The organism is Mycobacterium sp. NGS56 (genome assembly GCF_059812425.1).
This window is the reverse complement of sequence record NZ_JCALCQ010000001.1, coordinates 498,815-515,248: the sequence shown is the minus strand read 5'-3', so window position 1 is coordinate 515,248 and position 16,434 is coordinate 498,815. Positions and strand designations below refer to the sequence as shown.

Genomic DNA, 16,434 nt, shown 5'->3' with positions numbered 1-16,434 from the left:
CGATGGTCAGCGTCATGCTCTGCTGCCAGGGCGGCACCTCCCGTCATCACAACGGAAGGACCGGCCCCGGTCCTGGTGCTGCGGTTCCCGTCGACATGCCTGTGCGGGTCCGCGCGGGCTCATCCCGCTCGAGGAGCGCTACGTGACCGATATCCGGACCTACGTGATCGACACTTCCGTGCTGCTGTCCGACCCCTGGGCGTGCAGCCGGTTCGCCGAACACGAGGTGGTTGTTCCGTTGGTGGTGATAAGCGAGCTGGAGGCCAAACGCCACCACCACGAGCTGGGATGGTTCGCCCGCCAGTCGTTGCGGCTTTTCGACGACCTTCGGCTGGTGCACGGACGGCTGGATCAGCCCATTCCGGTTGGGACACAGGGGGGTTCGCTGCATGTCGAGCTCAACCACACGGATCCCTCAGTGCTGCCGGCCGGTTTTCGCAGCGACAGCAACGACTCCCGGATCCTGAGCTGCGCCGCCAACCTCGCGGCCGAAGGTAAACGAGTTACGTTGGTCAGCAAGGACATCCCGCTTAGGGTCAAGGCCGCAGCGGTGGGGCTGGCCGCCGATGAATACCACGCGCAGGACGTGGTCGCCTCCGGATGGTCGGGGATGCGCGAGATCGAGACCGCCACCGAGGACATCGACGCCCTGTTCACCGACGGCGAGATCGATCTGGTGGAAGCGCGAGACCTTCCCTGCCACACCGGTGTTCGGCTGCTCGGCGGTAACTCTCATGCACTCGGCCGGGTCAACGCGGACAAACGTGTCCAGCTGGTGCGTGGTGATCGCGAGGCATTCGGCCTGCGCGGGCGATCCGCCGAACAGCGGGTGGCGCTCGACCTGCTGCTCGACGAGTCGGTGGGCATCGTGTCGCTGGGCGGCAAGGCCGGCACCGGCAAGTCGGCGCTCGCGTTGTGCGCCGGTCTGGAGGCGGTGCTGGAGCGGCGCACCCAGCGCAAGGTGGTCGTCTTCCGCCCGCTCTATGCCGTCGGCGGCCAAGAGCTGGGGTATCTGCCCGGCAGCGAGAGCGAGAAGATGGGCCCGTGGGCGCAGGCCGTCTTCGACACGCTCGAGGGTCTGGCCAGCCCGGCTGTGCTGGAGGAGGTGCTGTCCCGCGGCATGCTCGAAGTGCTGCCGCTGACCCACATCCGGGGCCGGTCGCTGCACGACTCGTTCGTCATCGTCGATGAGGCCCAGTCGCTGGAGCGCAACGTCCTGCTGACCGTGCTGTCCAGGTTGGGCGCCGGATCGCGGGTGGTGCTGACGCACGACATCGCCCAGCGCGACAACTTGCGGGTGGGCCGCCACGACGGAGTCGCGGCGGTGATCGAGAAACTCAAGGGCCACCCGCTGTTCGCCCACATCACCCTGTTGCGCAGCGAGCGATCGCCGATTGCCGCCCTGGTCACCGAGATGCTCGAGGAGATCGCCGGCCCGCAGTGAGGGCGCCTGACCAGCGCGCTCGACCCCGGATAGGGCCCTCTTCGATAAACTTTTACGGTGGCGAAACGACCCGACACCCAAGCCTGGCGCTACTGGCGCACGGTTGTCGGGGTGGCGGCAGCCGTCGCGGTGCTGGTGATCGGCGGGCTTACGGGTCATGTGACACGCGCCGACGACCTCAGCTGCTCGGTCGTCAAGTGCGTCGCCTTGACCTTTGACGACGGGCCGGGGCCGTTCGATGAGCGGCTGCTGCAAATCTTGAAGGAGAACGACGCCAAGGCCACGTTCTTCCTGATCGGCAACAAAGTGGCCGCGAACCCGGCCGGCGCCAGGCGCATTGCCGACGCGGGAATGGAAATCGGCAGCCACACCTGGGAACACCCCAACATGACCACGATCCCACGCGAAGACATCGCCGCCCAGTTCTTTAAGGCCAACGACGCGATCAAGGCCGCGACCGGGCGCACCCCGAACCTGTATCGCCCCGCCGGAGGACTGTCCGACCCGGCGGTGCGCCAGACCGCCGGCCAATTCGGGCTGGCTGAAATCCTCTGGGATGTCATCCCTTTCGACTGGGCGAACGACTCGAACACGGCGGCCACGCGCTACATGTTGATGACTTACCTCAAGCCGGGCTCGGTGGTGCTGTTCCATAACACGTACTCGAGCACCGTCGATCTGGTGTACCAGTTCATCCCGGTGCTCAAGGCCAACGGCTACCGCATGGTGACGGTCAGCGACCTGCTGGGGCCACGCGCCCCCGGCAGCAGCTACGGCGGCCGGGAGAATGGTTCACCCGTCAACGGCCTGCGCGACATCCCACCCGGCGACATCCCCACGCTGCCCAACACACCCTCACCGAAACCGATGCCGAATTTCCCGATCACCGACATCGCCGGGCAGAACTCCGGAGGACCGAACAACGGTGCGTAGCGCAAGTTTCGGGCCACACGCGGCTACCTTTTTATGATCACCGCGGGCTGGCTTCGCGATCGGCTTCCGCCGCCACGGCGCGGCCCGGCGCGGCAGCACGCCACGGGGCAACGAAAGTCCTTTCGTCGGTGGTTGTTTCAATACGGGCTCGATCTGAGCCTGTCCTACGTCCTGGCCGTCGTCGAAGCGGCCGCCATCCTCATCCCCCTGCGCGGCCACACTTCAGTGGGCGCCAACGCCGACTTCGCACGGCAGAACACGGTCCCAGTGGTGCTGCTCATCGTGGTGGGCATCGTCAGCGTGGCGGTGGCCGGCGCCGTCAGCCTGGCTCCCACGGTGCGCTGGTACGTCGCAGGGGACGAACCCACCCCGGAGCAACGCGAAGCCGTGATGAGGCTGGCCGGGCGCCAGTCGGTAATCCTGGTGGCGTCCTGGGCGCTGACCGGCGGGATCTTCATCCTGTTGAATTTGACTGGCGGACCGCAACTTCTGCTGCCCATCGTGCTCGGCGTGTTGCTCGGCGGATCGGCCGCCGCCGGCACCGCCATGCTGATCGCCCAGCGCACCCTGCGGCCCATCATGCGCGCCGCCACGCTGGGCGCCGAACCGCGGCTTGCGGTGCCGAGCGTCTATGCCCGGCTGGTTCTGCTGTGGTTTCTGTGCAGCGCTTTTCCCATCGCGGTCATTGCGACGATGGTGGTTCTCCGCTCGTACGGCTGGCTGATCGAGAAGTCCGCATCGCTGGACGTGCCGATTCTGGTGGTGTCGCTGGCGGCGCTGATCTTGGGACTGCCCACGATGATTCTGACCTCGCGGTCCATCTCGGATCCGGTCGGCGAGGTCGTCGACGCGATGGCCGAGGTCGAGCATGGCCGCATGGACACGTACGTCGGCGCCTATGAGCGTTCCCAGATCGGGCGTCTGCAAACGGGATTCAACCGAATGGTGGCCGGGCTCGCCGAGCGGGACCGGTTACGTGACCTGTTCGGACGCCACGTCGGGGCCGACGTCGCGCAACGCGCGCTCAACGAGGGGGCATCCCTGTCGGGAGACGTCGTCGAAGCGGCGGTGCTTTTCATCGACCTGGTGGAGTCCACCCGGCTCGCGGAAAGCCGCCCTCCGCAAGAGGTCGCGGAGGTGCTCAACGACTTCTTCCGGATCGTCGTGCATGCCGTCGACGAACACCACGGACTGGTGAACAAATTCGCGGGCGATGCCGCGCTGGCCGTCTTCGGGGTGCCGCTGCCGGCGCGCGAGCCGGCATCGTCGGCGTTGGCGACCGCTCGTGCACTTGTCTCCGAATTGCGGCAGCTGCCGGTCGATTTCGGCATCGGCGTCTCAGCGGGGCGGGTCTTCGCCGGCAACATCGGCGCCGAAAACAGGTATGAATACACCGTGATCGGTGACGCCGTCAACGAAGCCGCCCGGCTGGCCGACCTCGCCAAAACCTCCGACCGGCGGATCCTGTGCTCGGCGGGTGCCATCGACGCCGCGGGCGAGGACGAGCGCGCGCACTGGGCCGAATGTTATTCCACGATTCTGCGTGGGCGATCCGAGGCCACCCACGTCTCGGCACCGACGACTAGCTAGCCGGCCCAAACCCGCGTCAGGACTTGGAGACCTTCAGCGCGGCAATGATTTTGCCGACGAGGTCCGCCGAGGCGGTATCACCGATGGGTGTGCTGCCGATGAAGACGGTGACCGGCTTGGTGTCGACGGCGATGATGGTGACCGAGTCGCCCTTGACGTTGCGACTGGGATCGGCGATTGTGACGTCGGCATCGACCCGGACCGCCTTGGTGCCGTCGACGGTGATCGACGACGACTTCGTCGGTCCGAGCGTGGGCTGCGCGTTCGCGTAGCCGGGGCCCGCGACGATGCATTGCATCAACTTCGTGGCTTGGGCCGTGAGGTCCATGCTGGGAACGAAATTGGTGACGCCGACCTCGGCCGTCATCATCCACTGATTGGCCCCGGGCACGTCCTGCGCGACCCCCAGCCCTCCGATCAGGTTCGGGCCCTGGTCGTCGGAGAACACCGTCCACCCGCCCGGCGCCGCGCTGGCCGGGAACGAAAGCTTGCCCGCGGCGATCGAGTCGGTCCGTGGCATCTCGCCGCCGGACACGTTCGGGGTGCAGTCGGTGGCGTTCTGCGCGGAATTCTTCGGCTGTGAGACCGACGTGGAGGTTGTCGAGGGCGCGGTGGCGACCCGCTTGTTGTCATTGCCGCCGCGCATTAGCAGCAGCGTTGCCACCAGCGCGATGACAGCCAGCACAACCAGACCGGCGACGATCAGCCACGGCAGCTTCGAGCCGGGACCTCCCGGCGGCGGGCCCGATGGGTAGGGGCCGCCCGGCCCAAACTGCTGTCCGGGTGGCAGATACTGCTGGTTCGGGTACGGGGTAGCACCGGGCGGGTACGGGTACGGGCCACCCGGCGGGTACGCGTATGGACCACCCTGCGGGTAGGGACCGGTACCGCCCTGCGGGTACGGACCGGGACCACCCTGCGGGTAGGGACCGGGACCGCCCTGCGGCTGGCCCCCCCAATTCGGGTCCTGCCCATACGGATTGCTTCCGTAGGGCCCCTGGCCGTAGGGACCGCCGGGAGGAACCGTCATGCAAAACCACCCTTACTCTCGTCGAGTACCGCCGTCACCGGATGACGGCCGGTTCAGTCTTCGGGTTTGACCTTGGCCATCGCCAACACGTCGAGCCGCCGGTCGAGTTCTTCGATCGACAGCTTGTCGCCGATGAGGCCGCGATCGATCACCGCCTGACGAATCGTCTTGCGCTCCTTGAGCGCCTGTTTGGCCACCGCGGCGGCTTCCTCGTAGCCGATCGCCGAGTTCAGCGGCGTCACGATGGACGGCGACGACTCGGCCAGCTCGCGCAGGCGTTCGACATTGGCGGCCAGTCCGGTGATGCAACGCTCGGCGAACAGCTTCGCCACATTGGTCAGCAGCTTGAAGGACTCGAGGACGTTGCGCGCCATCATCGGGATGTAGACGTTGAGCTCGAACGCGCCGTTGCCGCCGCCCCACGCGACTGCGGCGTCGTTGCCGATCACCTGGGCGGCGACCTGCGTAACGGCCTCGGGGAGAACGGGATTCACCTTGCCGGGCATGATGGAGCTGCCCGGCTGCAGGTCGGGTAGCTGGATCTCGGCCAGGCCGGTCAACGGTCCCGATCCCATCCAGCGAACGTCGTTGGCGATCTTGGTCAGCGACACCGCGATGGTGCGCAGCGCGCCCGACGCCTCGACCAGCCCGTCACGAGCCGCCTGCGCCTCGAACGAGTTTGTTGCCGTGCGCAATTCACTCAGACCGGTGGAGTTGACCAGCGTTTCGACCACCTTAGCGCCGAAGCCGTCGGGAGCGTTCAAACCGGTACCGACCGCGGTGCCGCCGATAGCCAGCTCGCCCAACCGGGGCAGCGTCGCGCGCACCCGCTCGATGCCCGCCTCGACCTGCCGGGCGTATCCGCTGAACTCCTGACCGAGCGTCACCGGGACGGCGTCCATCAGGTGGGTGCGGCCCGATTTGACCACGGTGTGCCACTCGCGCGCCTTGCCGGCCAGGGCGTCGTGCAGCACCTCGAGCGCCGGGATGAGATGACGCACCGCGGCCTCGGTGGCCGCGATGTGGGTTGCGGTCGGGAAGGTGTCATTCGACGACTGCGACATGTTGACGTCGTCGTTGGGGTGCACCGTCACACCGTGGGCGGCCGCGATGCTCGCGATCACCTCGTTGGTGTTCATGTTGGAGCTGGTGCCCGAGCCGGTCTGGAAGACATCGATCGGGAACTGGTCGTCGTGCTGGCCCTCGGCGATCTCGGCGGCCGCGGCGATGATCGCGTCGGCCTTCTCGGGCGCCAGCAACCCCAGGTCCTTGTTGACCTGCGCGCAGGCGCCCTTCAGCAGACCCAACGCGCGGATCTGGGTGCGCTCCAGGCCGCGGCCCGAGATTGGGAAGTTCTCGACCGCGCGCTGAGTTTGGGCGCGCCACAACGCTTTTGCGGGTACGCGGACCTCGCCCATGGTGTCGCGTTCGATGCGGTACTCGGTGTCTTCAGAGCTGTTCGAGGCCATAGAGTGGCTTCCTCGTTCTTCGATCGGTGGTCAGGGCAGGGGATAGGCGGCGGAGGTGTCGCCGGTGAAGTCGATGGCGGAGTACTCGTTGAGTTTTGAAAGCCGGTGGTAGGCCTCGATCATCCGGACGGTTCCCGACTTCGACCGCATGACGATCGACTGGGTGGTGCAGCCGCCCGGGTAGTACTGCACCCCTTTGAGCAGGTCGCCGTTGGTGACCCCGGTGGCACAGAAGAACACGTTGTCGCCGGACACCAGGTCCTCGGTGGTCAACACCTGGTCGAGGTCGTAGCCGGCGTCGATCGCCTTCTGGCGTTCCTTGTCGTCGGTGGGAGCCAGCTGTGCCTGGATGGCACCGCCCATGCACCGGATCGCGGCGGCGGCGATGATGCCTTCGGGCGTGCCGCCGATCCCGGCGAGCATGTCGGTTCCCGAGTGCGGCCGGCACGCCGAGATCGCACCCGCGACGTCGCCGTCGGTGATCAGCCGGATCCGGGCCCCGGTGGCCCGAACGTCCTCGATCAGCTTGCCGTGCCGCGGCCGGTCCAGGATGCACACGGTCATGTCGCGCACCGACAGCGCCTTGACCTTGGCGACGGCCTTGATGTTCTCAGCGATCGGCGCGGTGATGTCGAGCACGTGCGCGGCCTCCGGCCCGACGGCGATCTTGTTCATGTAGAACACCGCCGACGGGTCGAACATCGCTCCGCGGTCGGCCACCGCCAGCACGGAGATGGCGTTCGGCATGCCCTTGCTCATCAGCGTGGTGCCGTCGATCGGGTCCACGGCGAAGTCGCACTCCGCTCCGTCGCCGTTGCCGACCTCCTCGCCGTTGTAGAGCATCGGAGCGTGGTCCTTCTCGCCCTCGCCGATGACGACGACGCCGCGCATCGACACCGTATTGACCAGCTCGCGCATCGCGTCCACGGCCGCCCCGTCGCCGCCCTCTTTGTCGCCGCGGCCGACCCAGCGACCTGCGGCCATGGCACCGGCCTCGGTGACGCGTACCAGTTCCAAAGCCAGGTTGCGGTCCGGAGCCTCACCGCGCGGTCGACCCTGCGCTAAGGCCCGGCCGGTGGTGGCGGTCGAGCGCTCGCCCTCAACTGTCATGGTTGTCGATTGTCCCAGAAGCGGATCGGTCCGCTGGAACTGGGATACTTGGGGGATGACGGAGGAGCCGCCGCTGAACGCCCAGCTTGATGGGAACGTAGCCGGTGCGTCGTCTCCGCAGGCCGGACCGGGTCCCAGGCCGGTGAAACCCCGGCTGTTGCAGGACGGCCGGGACATGTTCTGGTCGCTGATTCCGCTGGTCATCGGCTGTGTCGTGCTCGCAGGCATGCTGGGCATGTGCTCGTTTCAGCTCGGCAGCCATCAGGGCTCCGTCCCGTCTTATGACGCGGGGGCGGCCCTGCGTGCCGACGCGTCCGCGCTCGGTTTTCCCGTCCGCCAACCGCGGCTCCCGGCCGGCTGGCAAGCCAACTCCGGCCACCGCGGTGGCATCCAGGGCGGCCGAAGCGACACCACGAGCGGTCAACGGGTGAACGCGCCCATCTCGGAAGTCGGCTACATCAGTCCGACCGGAATGTATCTGAGCCTGACCCAGAGCAACGCCGACGAGGACAAGCTCGTCAACTCGATTCATCCGTCGGCCTACCCAACCGGAGCGGTCGATGTCGACGGGACCAACTGGGTGGTCTATCAGGGTTCCGGCCAAAACGGTGCGGACGCCGAGCCGGTATGGACGACCAGGCTCAGCGGGCCGGGGGGCGCCACCCAAATTGCGATAACCGGCGCCGGAAACGCCGATCAGTTCCGTACGCTGGCTTCGGCGACGCAATCGCAACCGCCTTTGCCCAGCCGCTAGCTCATCCGCGCGAGCAAGGGATCCTGTCGACATGACTGCACCAGAGGCTGATCTGTCCGGATGGTCGGCGGCATCGTTCAGCGGCGGCGGCTACACCCATGACGTCTACCGCAAGGGCAGCGGCCCCGGGGTGGTGCTCATTCCCGAGATTCCCGGAATCCATCCGGGCGTGCTCGCCCTGGGGAATCACCTGGTGGACAACGGCTTCACCGTCGCCATGCCGTCGCTGTTCGGTGAGCCGGGCAAGGCCAAGACGGCGGGCTACATTGCCGGTACCATCGGGCGGGCTTGTGTGGCAAGGGAATTCGCCGCTTTTGCGCTGAACAAGGAGCGGCCCGTGGCGCTGTTCCTGCGCGCGCTGGCCCGTGATCTCAACGCATCGACACCGGGCAAGGGTGTCGGCGTGATCGGCCAGTGCTTCACCGGCGGGTTCGCTCTGGCCGCCGCGGTCGACGACAGCGTGCTGGCGCCGGTGCTTTCGCAGCCGTCGGTCCCGTTTCCGCTGGGCGCCGCGCGGCGCCGCGACCCCGGCCTGAGCGAAGCAGAACTGGCCACCGTGGCCGATCGGTGCACCAACGATGGCCTGTGCGCCATGGGCTTGCGGTTCAGCGAGGACAAAGCGGTGCCGCGCGAGCGGTTCGTGACGCTCAAGGAGCGCCTGGGCGACGCCTTCGAGGTGATCGACATCGATTCGGGGCCCGGCAATCAACACGGCTTCAGCAAGATGGCGCACTCGGTGCTCACCGACGAGATTCGCGAAGTCGACGGGCATCCCGCCTTCGAAGCCCGCAAGCGTGTGGTCGAGTTCCTCACGCAACGCCTTTTCTAGGTTCCTCGGGAGACTTTGCGGCGCATGGCAATTGACGATCTGGTGGTCGAAACCAACTATGGCCCGGTCCGAGGCTTCGAAGCCGACGGCGTCAAGGCGTGGAAGGGCCTTCGGTACGCGGCCGCGCCCACCGGCGAGCTGCGGTTCCGGGCCCCCCAACCGCCCGCGCGCTGCACCGAGGTTGTCGACGCCACCGCTTTCGGGCCGGCCTGCCCGCAACCGGTATTTCCCAATCTGCCGTTGGATTTGGGCGCGCCGCAGGGCGAAGATTGCCTGCGGCTCAATGTCTGGGCGTCTTCTGACACGAAACCGGGTGACGGCAAACCGGTGATGGTATGGGTGCACGGCGGCGCCTATGTCCTGGGGTCGAGCAGCCAGACGCTCTATGACGGCCGCAGACTTGTCCGCCGCGGCGAGGTCGTCGTGGTCACCGTCAACTATCGGCTCGGGGTGCTTGGCTTTCTCGACCTGTCTGGGTTCGACACCGCGGGACGGCGCTTCGACTCGAACGTGGGGCTGCGTGACGTGCTGGCGGCCCTGGAGTGGGTGCGCGACAACGTCGCTGCCTTCGGTGGCGATCCGCGGCGCGTCACGCTGTTCGGCGAGTCCGCCGGGGCCGGCATCGTCACCACGCTGCTGGCCAGCCCGGCGGCCGAAGGTCTGTTCGCTGGGGCGATTGCGCAAAGCTCGCCGGCCACTTCGGTGTACGACCGCGAACGTGCGGGACGCGTGGCGCGGGCATTCCTCGACCGGCTCGGAATCGCTGCATCGGAATCTCAACGGTTGCTTGATATCCCGATGGGGACGCTGCTGGCGGCGTCGCAGCGGGTGTTCGACGAAGTGCCGGTGCGTAACCCGGGAACGCTGGCGTTCGTCCCGATCGTCGACGGCGAATTGCTGACCGACTACCCGGTCAAGCTTGCGCAAGCGGGCCGCTCGCAGCCGATTCCGTTGATCATCGGCACCAACAAGCACGAGGCAATGCTCTTCCGGTTGCTGAGGTCGCCGTTGATGCCGATCACTCCGAGAGCGATCACGTCGTTATTCGATCAGATTGCCGCCGAACAACCCGATCTGCAGTTGCCCACCGAAGAGGAGATCGTCTCGACGTATTCGAGATTGCGGCGCAGGGCACGGAGTTTGAGCATCGCGACCGACGTCGGCTTCCGGATGCCGTCGGTGTGGCTCGCCGAGGGGCACGCCCGGGTGGCGCCGGTGTATCTGTACCGGTTCGATTACGCCACCCCACTGCTGAAGCTGACGATGGTCCGCGCCGCGCATGCCACCGAATTGCCCTACGTCTGGGGCAATCTCGGTGCGCCCAAGGATCCCACGCTGATGCTGGGCGGCGCCAAGGCCGCCAAGGAGGTGTCCAAGAGGGTGCGGACCCGATGGATCAACTTCGCCGCGCATGCCACGCCCTCGGGCCTGCCCGGTGAGCCGGAATGGACGCCCTATACGGAGAACGACCGTTCCTGTCTGATCATCGATCGCCGTGACGCGCTCGCGCACGATGTCGACGCCAACATCCGTGCGGCCTGGGGCAGCGAGGTGGTGAGCTTTCGCTAGGCGACCGGCATCACTGCCGTCCGCCGGCCGGTGCGGCGGATGCCTTGTCCGCCAGGGCTAGTCGCTTCATATCATGGAACATCTCGACGTAGTACGACAGGCATTCCGACAGTGCCTGCTCGGTGGTGAACAGGGGCTGATACCCGAGATCGCGGGTTGCTTTCGCGATCGAGAAGAAATTGTCCAGATACAGCCGCTCGACGGCGAGCGGTTCGAGCAGCGGCGCCGGTATCCCGAACCGAAAATGCAGCCGCTGCCAACCCGTCATTGCCGCGCGCACGATCGGGCCGTTGACCCGGACCCGCGGCCACTTCTCCCCACAGGCCTCGACCACCGGCCTGGCGAACTCGAACATGTTGATCGGCTCGGCATCGTTGATGAAGTAGGCCTGGCCCGGCGCCGTGCCGCCGGGGGTCAGGTGTTGCGCCGCCAGGATGAAACCGTGAATGAGGTTGTGCACGTAGGAGTTGTCCAACCGGGCCGATTTGCGTCCGATCAGCACCTTGACGTGGTCGGCGATCACGCTTTCGAACAACTTGCGGAACATGGTTTGATCGCCGCGACCCCAAATGCCACTGGGCCGAACCGCACACGTCAAGAGGCCCTCAACACCGTTCTGGCCCAGGACGAATCGCTCGGCGATCACTTTGGTCTCGGTGTACAGGTCGTTGAACCGGTTGGTGTAGGGCAGCGTCTCGTCGCCGCCGGCGATGTTCTGGCCGCCCATGACGACGCTGTTGGACGAGGTGTAGACGAAGCGCTGCACCCCGGCGGCCTGCGCGGCCCGGACCAGGTTCTCGGTGCCCCCGACGTTGACCCCGAAGCTGCGCTGCCGATACTCGTCGGTCACCGACGCACCGCCCATCAGGTCGATGATCGCCGCGGTATGGAAGACGGTGTCGATGCCATCGACCGCTTGGGCGCACACGGTCGTGTCGGTGATGTCACCCTGCAGCACCTCAAGCTGTGGATGCGGTGGCAGCGGGGAGGGTGCACGGTCGAAGGAGCGGACCTCGTGTCCGCGGTCGAGCAAAGTGGACACCAGGTTGGCGCCGACGAATCCGGAGCCCCCGGTGACCAGGACGCGGCCGAGTTCGGCCGTCAGTGATGCATCACCCATGGCCGAAAGCATAACTGAAACGTGTTCCAATTCGGAAAAAAATTTTCAGCCAGGTCCTGGGCTACTCCGAATTCATGCGTCCTCGGCTTCGCCCGCCGCCAGCGTATCCTCGATTCTCTTCCGAGCGCCAGCTAAGTGCTCTTCGCACCGTTTAGCCAGTTGCTCGCCTCTTTCCCACAGTTTCAGCGACTCGTCGAGGTCTAAGCCGCCCTGCTCCAGTATTCGGACGACTTCGATCAGTTCGTCCCGGCACGCTTCGTAAGCCAGGTGACTAATAGGTGTAATAGAGTCATCGTCTTTTGGGGTGGTGAGGTCGTCCCCGTCGTTGGTTTTACGTGCCATCGGTTAGTCCCTCGCTCACCGCGGCCACGGCGCCGTCGGCCACCCGGACCCGTAACCGCGTGCCCGCCGGCGCGTCGTCGACGGACCGGAGCACGCGGTTGTTCGGCCCTATGGCTTGCACGACGGCGTAACCGCGGGCCAGTGTGGCCGCCGGACCCAATGTCGCCAACCGTGCGCGCAGGTGGCCGACACGTTCGGTCTCGGTGGCGGCCAGCCGGGTGATGTCGCGGCGAATCGCCGATCGGGCGCGGTGAACCTCCTCGGCGCGCGCCATCAAAGCCGCTAGTGGCTCCGCCAGCACCGGCCGGCTTCGTATCTGGGCCAGCGCTCGTTGCTCGCGCGAAACCCAGTTGCGCAACGCCTGCTCGCTGCGCCGGCGCAGGTCGTCGATCAGCCGCTGTTCGGCGGCGGTATCGGGCACCACCTTCTTCGCCGCGTCGGTGGGAGTGGCCGCGCGCAAATCGGCGACGAGATCGCACAGCGGGTTGTCAGGTTCGTGGCCGACCGCACTGATCACCGGGGTGAGGCATGCCGCGATGGCCCGGCACAGCGTCTCGTCGGAGAACGGCAGCAGGTCCTCTACGCTGCCGCCGCCGCGGGCGATCACGATGACATCGACCTCGGCGTCGCGATCGAGTTCCCTTAGCGCCTCGACGATCTGGGCGACGGCACCTGCGCCCTGGACCGCGGTGTTGCGCACCGCGAAGCGAACCCCGGACCAGCGCGCGGCCGCCACGGTCGTCACGTCGCGTTCGGCGGCGCTGGCCCGGCCGGTGATCAAACCTATTCTGTTGGGCAAGAACGGGATCGGTCGCTTGAGTCGAGGATCGAAAAGCCCCTCGGCATCCAGCAGCCGGCGCAGCCGATCGATGCGGGCCAGCAGCTCGCCCACCCCGACGGCACGAATCTCGGTGAGACGCAACGAGAATGTGCCACGGCCCGTGTAGAAAGACGGCTTGCCGCGCACCACCACCTGCGTGCCTTCGGCCAGCTTGACCGGCGCGTCGAGCACCAGATCGCGGGGGCAGGTCACGGTCAGCGACATGTCGGCGGCCGGGTCACGCAGCACCATGAACACGGTTTTGGAGTCTGGTCGCATCGAGATTTGGGCAAGCTGGCCCTCGACCCACACGGTGCCGAGCTTGTCGATCCAGCCCGCGACCCGGATGGCCACCGCGCGCACCGGAAACGGGTTCTCGGCGGAATTCGGTTCGGGGGTAACGGCCGGGGTCACTTCGCGTTCGCGCGGGTGATCCTGTTGGCGAGCAGCGTCTGGAACGGTGCACGGCCCTTGGTGGCCTGCTCGTAGGCCAGCAGGGCTTCAAGGTCGTCCACACTCAGCGATTGCAGACGGGCCCGCAGCTGCGCCAACGTCAGCGACGCGTAGTCCAGCTCGGTGACCACCTCGGGTTGCGGAACCGAGGCGTTGCCGGCCGGCTTCTTTGACTGACGGGCGGACTTGGTCAGGGCGCTTGCGTCTTCGTGCGCGTCGGCCACCGAGTACAGCGCGAACCGGCCCTCGGGCCTGCGCTCGCCCTCGCCGCCGTCCTGCACCGGGCTGTAGGCGCCGTCGATCGCGTCGTTCACGTCCTCGTCGAAGGTCGCCCATTCCGGCTTCTCGTCCCGCGGCGGGAAGATCGATTCGAGGGTGCTGTCGCCCTTGATCGCCAGCTCGGCGAGGTTCTGCTGAAAGCGCATGACGATGTGCGCCGCCTGGCTGGCCAGTGTCATCGGGTACATCAGGATGGTTTTCGGCAGCCTGATGGTCTCCTCAACAGCGACTGTTGCCGCGCCGACCAGCAGCCGAACTCCATACGGTGCAGTGCCCATGGGTCCAAGATTGCCCTAAGCGGCGGCTAACTCCAAGCCCACCGGCGCGAGCTGGCAACCCTGTGTCGGCAGTCAGTACCCTGGACGACATGCCGCCGACTATCGACATGGGGATTCCCGGCCGTGTGGGAGGACCAGCGGGATCGGTAGCCAGCGACCCAGGCCGTAAGCGAGTGCTCTTGGCCGAACCGCGTGGGTACTGCGCGGGCGTGGACAGGGCGGTGGAGACCGTGGAACGCGCGCTGGAGAAGCACGGCCCGCCGGTCTACGTGCGTCACGAGATCGTGCACAACCGCCACGTCGTCACCACCTTGGAGAAGGCCGGCGCCGTGTTCGTCGAGGAGACCGACCAGGTCCCCGAGGGGGCCATCGTGGTGTTCTCCGCGCATGGTGTGGCCCCCACCGTGCACGCGGCGGCCGCCGACCGGAACCTGCACACCATCGACGCGACCTGTCCCCTGGTGACCAAGGTTCACAACGAGGCCAGGCGGTTCGCCCGCAACGACTATGACATCCTGCTCATCGGCCACGAGGGCCACGAGGAGGTCGTGGGCACCGCCGGGGAGGCGCCCGACCATGTGCAGCTGGTCGATGGGGTCGCCGCCGTGGACGACGTGACGGTGCGCGACGAGAACAAGGTGGTGTGGCTCTCGCAGACGACTCTGTCGGTCGACGAGACCATGGAGATCGTCGAGCGGCTGCGACAACGGTTCCCCAAGCTGCAGGATCCGCCCAGCGACGATATTTGCTACGCGACCCAGAACCGGCAGGTCGCGGTCAAGGCGATGGCACCGGAGTGTGAGCTGGTGATCGTCGTCGGGTCTCGCAACTCATCGAACTCGGTGCGGCTAGTCGAGGTGGCGCTGGGTGGTGGGGCCGCGGCCGCCCACCTGGTCGACTGGGCCGACGACATCGACCCGGCGTGGCTGGAAGGCGTCACCACGGTGGGCGTCACCTCGGGCGCATCCGTGCCCGAGGTCCTGGTGGAGGGCGTGCTGGCGCGCCTAGCCGAGTGCGGCTTCGACGTCGTGCAGCCGGTCACGACCGCGCAGGAGACCCTGGTGTTCGCGCTGCCGCGCGAGATCCGGTCGGTTCGCTGAGCGCGCAGCGCCTCAGACGTCGTACTCCCAAGAATCCGCCGGCGACCATCCGGGTGTCCGTGAGCGGCTGCGGCGCTCGGTGTGCGGCTCGCGCGGCGGCTCTTGCGGGCCCGCGTCGCGGTAGCGGACCTGGGAGATGGGGTGATGGGTCCCGTTGGAGCCGCTTGACGGGGGCCGCCGGCGCCTCGGCTCATAGGGCGGCTCGTTCGGCTCGCGGCGGTCGTAGCGGCTCCCGTAATTCGTGCCGCTAGGCGGGTCATACCGGTCGCCGTAGGGCTCGAAACCATCGAAACGGCTGCTCCGCGGTGTGGGCCGCTCGTAGGGATTGCGACGCGTGCGCGGTTCGCGACGAGCTTCCCGGGACGATTGGCCACGCGGATCGGGATCGGCATCCGGGCGGGGCCTGCGGCGCGACCGCCGGGGCGGCTCGGTGGCGTCGTAATCGCGCGCCGACGCGGCGCTGCGCCGGGTGCTGCGCCGCGGACGCTCGGGCCGCTCGGGCGGTCCGGACGCCTCGGTCAAAGACTCGCGTGCATGCCGGGAGCGGCTGCGGGCCGAACGCGTGGCGGAGTGAGTGGTGCGTGTCGTGCGGCGGGTTCTCGACGAGGAGCCCGACGTGCGGCCGCGGCGGGAACCGGCACTGTCGTCGGCGTCGGACGCGTCGGCGTCGGACTGCAGCACCGATTGCGCTTTGGCGACGATGCCGTTGAAGAAGGACTTGACGTCGACACTGGCGGCCCCCGGCGTGGCCTCGGACGCGTTCGCCGCGGTGCCTTTTTTGTAAGCGTTTCCGAAATACCAGCGCGCCAGCCCGATCGCCAGCACGCCGCCGGCAGTCCCCAGCATCAGCGGGAAGCGCTCGATCAGCGGGTAGCCGCAGTTGATCAGCAGGTCTTTGAGGCGGCCGACCTTGGCGTCGTGGAACAACCAATAGGCGCCCGGGACCGCCGCGAAGAGGATCAGGGGCGGCTGGATGATCGTGGTGAAGATGCCGTCCTGGCGCACCGCCAGCACGGCCGCCACGCAGCCGACGATATAGAAGCCGGCGAAGACATGGGTCAGTTCCTTGTGACCAGCGTCGATTCCGTAGCCGATAGCAGTTGCGGTCACGGCGATAAGCAGCGCGGCGTACCAGGGGACGCCTGGGATATTTGGGTGGATCGAACGGTGGGCACCCTCCACCGTCGAACTTGCCCGCTGTGCTGACACATGTAGACCGTACCGGGAATGGGCCGAAAGGCCCGTAAATACCTCGTAGGGATAGTGGGCGCGCCATGCCGGGGCGCACGGTCGGCGATGACGAATGGTCCGCGG

At 67.1% G+C, this 16,434-nt stretch carries 15 protein-coding genes; 7 read left to right on the top strand and 8 right to left on the bottom strand.

Annotated features, from left to right (window positions below):
* Nucleotides 1-142: 142 nt before the first annotated feature.
* From phoH2 to AC5Y4F_RS02380, 3 genes are all read left to right on the top strand, one after another.
* Nucleotides 143-1,444: an RNA 5'-3' helicase PhoH2 gene (gene phoH2, locus AC5Y4F_RS02390; RefSeq protein WP_067935058.1), complete on the top strand. Its 1,302-nt coding sequence runs from the start codon at nt 143-145 to the stop codon at nt 1,442-1,444.
* 57 nt (nt 1,445-1,501) lie between these two features.
* Entirely contained in the window at nt 1,502-2,377 is an 876-nt protein-coding gene (locus tag AC5Y4F_RS02385; RefSeq protein WP_499994952.1) for a polysaccharide deacetylase family protein, read from the top strand.
* Between the two features lie 153 nt (nt 2,378-2,530).
* Nucleotides 2,531-3,967: an adenylate/guanylate cyclase domain-containing protein gene (locus tag AC5Y4F_RS02380; protein WP_499995753.1), complete on the top strand. Its 1,437-nt coding sequence runs from the start codon at nt 2,531-2,533 to the stop codon at nt 3,965-3,967.
* Nucleotides 3,968-3,983: 16 nt separating this feature from the next.
* Here the strand turns inward: AC5Y4F_RS02380 and AC5Y4F_RS02375 are convergent, their stop codons facing one another.
* The 3 genes from AC5Y4F_RS02375 to glpX are packed head-to-tail and all read right to left on the bottom strand — an operon-like array spanning nt 3,984 to nt 7,576.
* Nucleotides 3,984-4,997: a hypothetical protein gene (locus AC5Y4F_RS02375; RefSeq protein ID WP_499994950.1), complete on the bottom strand. Its 1,014-nt coding sequence runs from the start codon at nt 4,995-4,997 to the stop codon at nt 3,984-3,986.
* Between the two features lie 53 nt (nt 4,998-5,050).
* Nucleotides 5,051-6,466, bottom strand: a complete 1,416-nt coding sequence (locus AC5Y4F_RS02370; protein ID WP_499994949.1) for a class II fumarate hydratase — start codon at nt 6,464-6,466, stop codon at nt 5,051-5,053.
* Nucleotides 6,467-6,496: 30 nt separating this feature from the next.
* Nucleotides 6,497-7,576: a class II fructose-bisphosphatase gene (gene glpX, locus AC5Y4F_RS02365; protein WP_197520577.1), complete on the bottom strand. Its 1,080-nt coding sequence runs from the start codon at nt 7,574-7,576 to the stop codon at nt 6,497-6,499.
* 55 nt (nt 7,577-7,631) lie between these two features.
* Here glpX and AC5Y4F_RS02360 point away from each other — a divergent pair, with 55 nt between their 5' ends.
* From AC5Y4F_RS02360 to AC5Y4F_RS02350, 3 genes are read left to right on the top strand one after another with little or no spacing between them, the layout of a single operon-like run.
* Entirely contained in the window at nt 7,632-8,330 is a 699-nt protein-coding gene (locus AC5Y4F_RS02360) for a DUF4245 domain-containing protein (protein WP_499994948.1), read from the top strand.
* Between the two features lie 31 nt (nt 8,331-8,361).
* Entirely contained in the window at nt 8,362-9,159 is a 798-nt protein-coding gene (locus tag AC5Y4F_RS02355; RefSeq protein ID WP_067935069.1) for a dienelactone hydrolase family protein, read from the top strand.
* A 24-nt stretch (nt 9,160-9,183) separates the two neighbouring features.
* On the top strand, nt 9,184-10,728 hold the full coding sequence (locus AC5Y4F_RS02350; RefSeq protein ID WP_499994946.1) for a carboxylesterase/lipase family protein: 1,545 nt from the start codon (nt 9,184-9,186) through the stop codon (nt 10,726-10,728).
* A 10-nt stretch (nt 10,729-10,738) separates the two neighbouring features.
* Here AC5Y4F_RS02350 and AC5Y4F_RS02345 read toward each other — a convergent pair whose 3' ends face one another.
* From AC5Y4F_RS02345 to AC5Y4F_RS02330, 4 genes are read right to left on the bottom strand one after another with little or no spacing between them, the layout of a single operon-like run.
* On the bottom strand, nt 10,739-11,860 hold the full coding sequence (locus tag AC5Y4F_RS02345) for a 3-beta-hydroxysteroid dehydrogenase (RefSeq protein ID WP_067935075.1): 1,122 nt from the start codon (nt 11,858-11,860) through the stop codon (nt 10,739-10,741).
* A 60-nt stretch (nt 11,861-11,920) separates the two neighbouring features.
* Complete coding sequence (locus AC5Y4F_RS02340; protein WP_067935078.1) at nt 11,921-12,190, bottom strand: exodeoxyribonuclease VII small subunit; 270 nt, start codon at nt 12,188-12,190, stop codon at nt 11,921-11,923.
* Complete coding sequence (gene xseA / locus AC5Y4F_RS02335) at nt 12,180-13,424, bottom strand: exodeoxyribonuclease VII large subunit (RefSeq protein WP_499994942.1); 1,245 nt, start codon at nt 13,422-13,424, stop codon at nt 12,180-12,182. Before xseA ends, AC5Y4F_RS02340 begins: the two co-directional genes overlap by 11 nt.
* Nucleotides 13,421-14,020, bottom strand: coding sequence for a lipid droplet-associated protein (locus AC5Y4F_RS02330; protein WP_499994941.1), 600 nt, complete (start codon nt 14,018-14,020; stop codon nt 13,421-13,423). The genes xseA and AC5Y4F_RS02330 overlap by 4 nt, the downstream gene beginning before the upstream one ends.
* An 89-nt stretch (nt 14,021-14,109) precedes the next feature.
* Between AC5Y4F_RS02330 and AC5Y4F_RS02325 the strand changes: the two genes are divergently transcribed.
* On the top strand, nt 14,110-15,120 hold the full coding sequence (locus AC5Y4F_RS02325) for a 4-hydroxy-3-methylbut-2-enyl diphosphate reductase (RefSeq protein ID WP_067935084.1): 1,011 nt from the start codon (nt 14,110-14,112) through the stop codon (nt 15,118-15,120).
* 12 nt (nt 15,121-15,132) lie between these two features.
* On the opposite strand, the gene AC5Y4F_RS02320 is transcribed toward AC5Y4F_RS02325, so the two are convergent.
* The gene (locus AC5Y4F_RS02320) at nt 15,133-16,329 is read right to left on the bottom strand and encodes a DUF6542 domain-containing protein (protein WP_197520578.1); all 1,197 of its coding nucleotides are present in this window, start codon (nt 16,327-16,329) and stop codon (nt 15,133-15,135) included.
* Between the last annotated feature and the right edge of the window lie 105 nt (nt 16,330-16,434).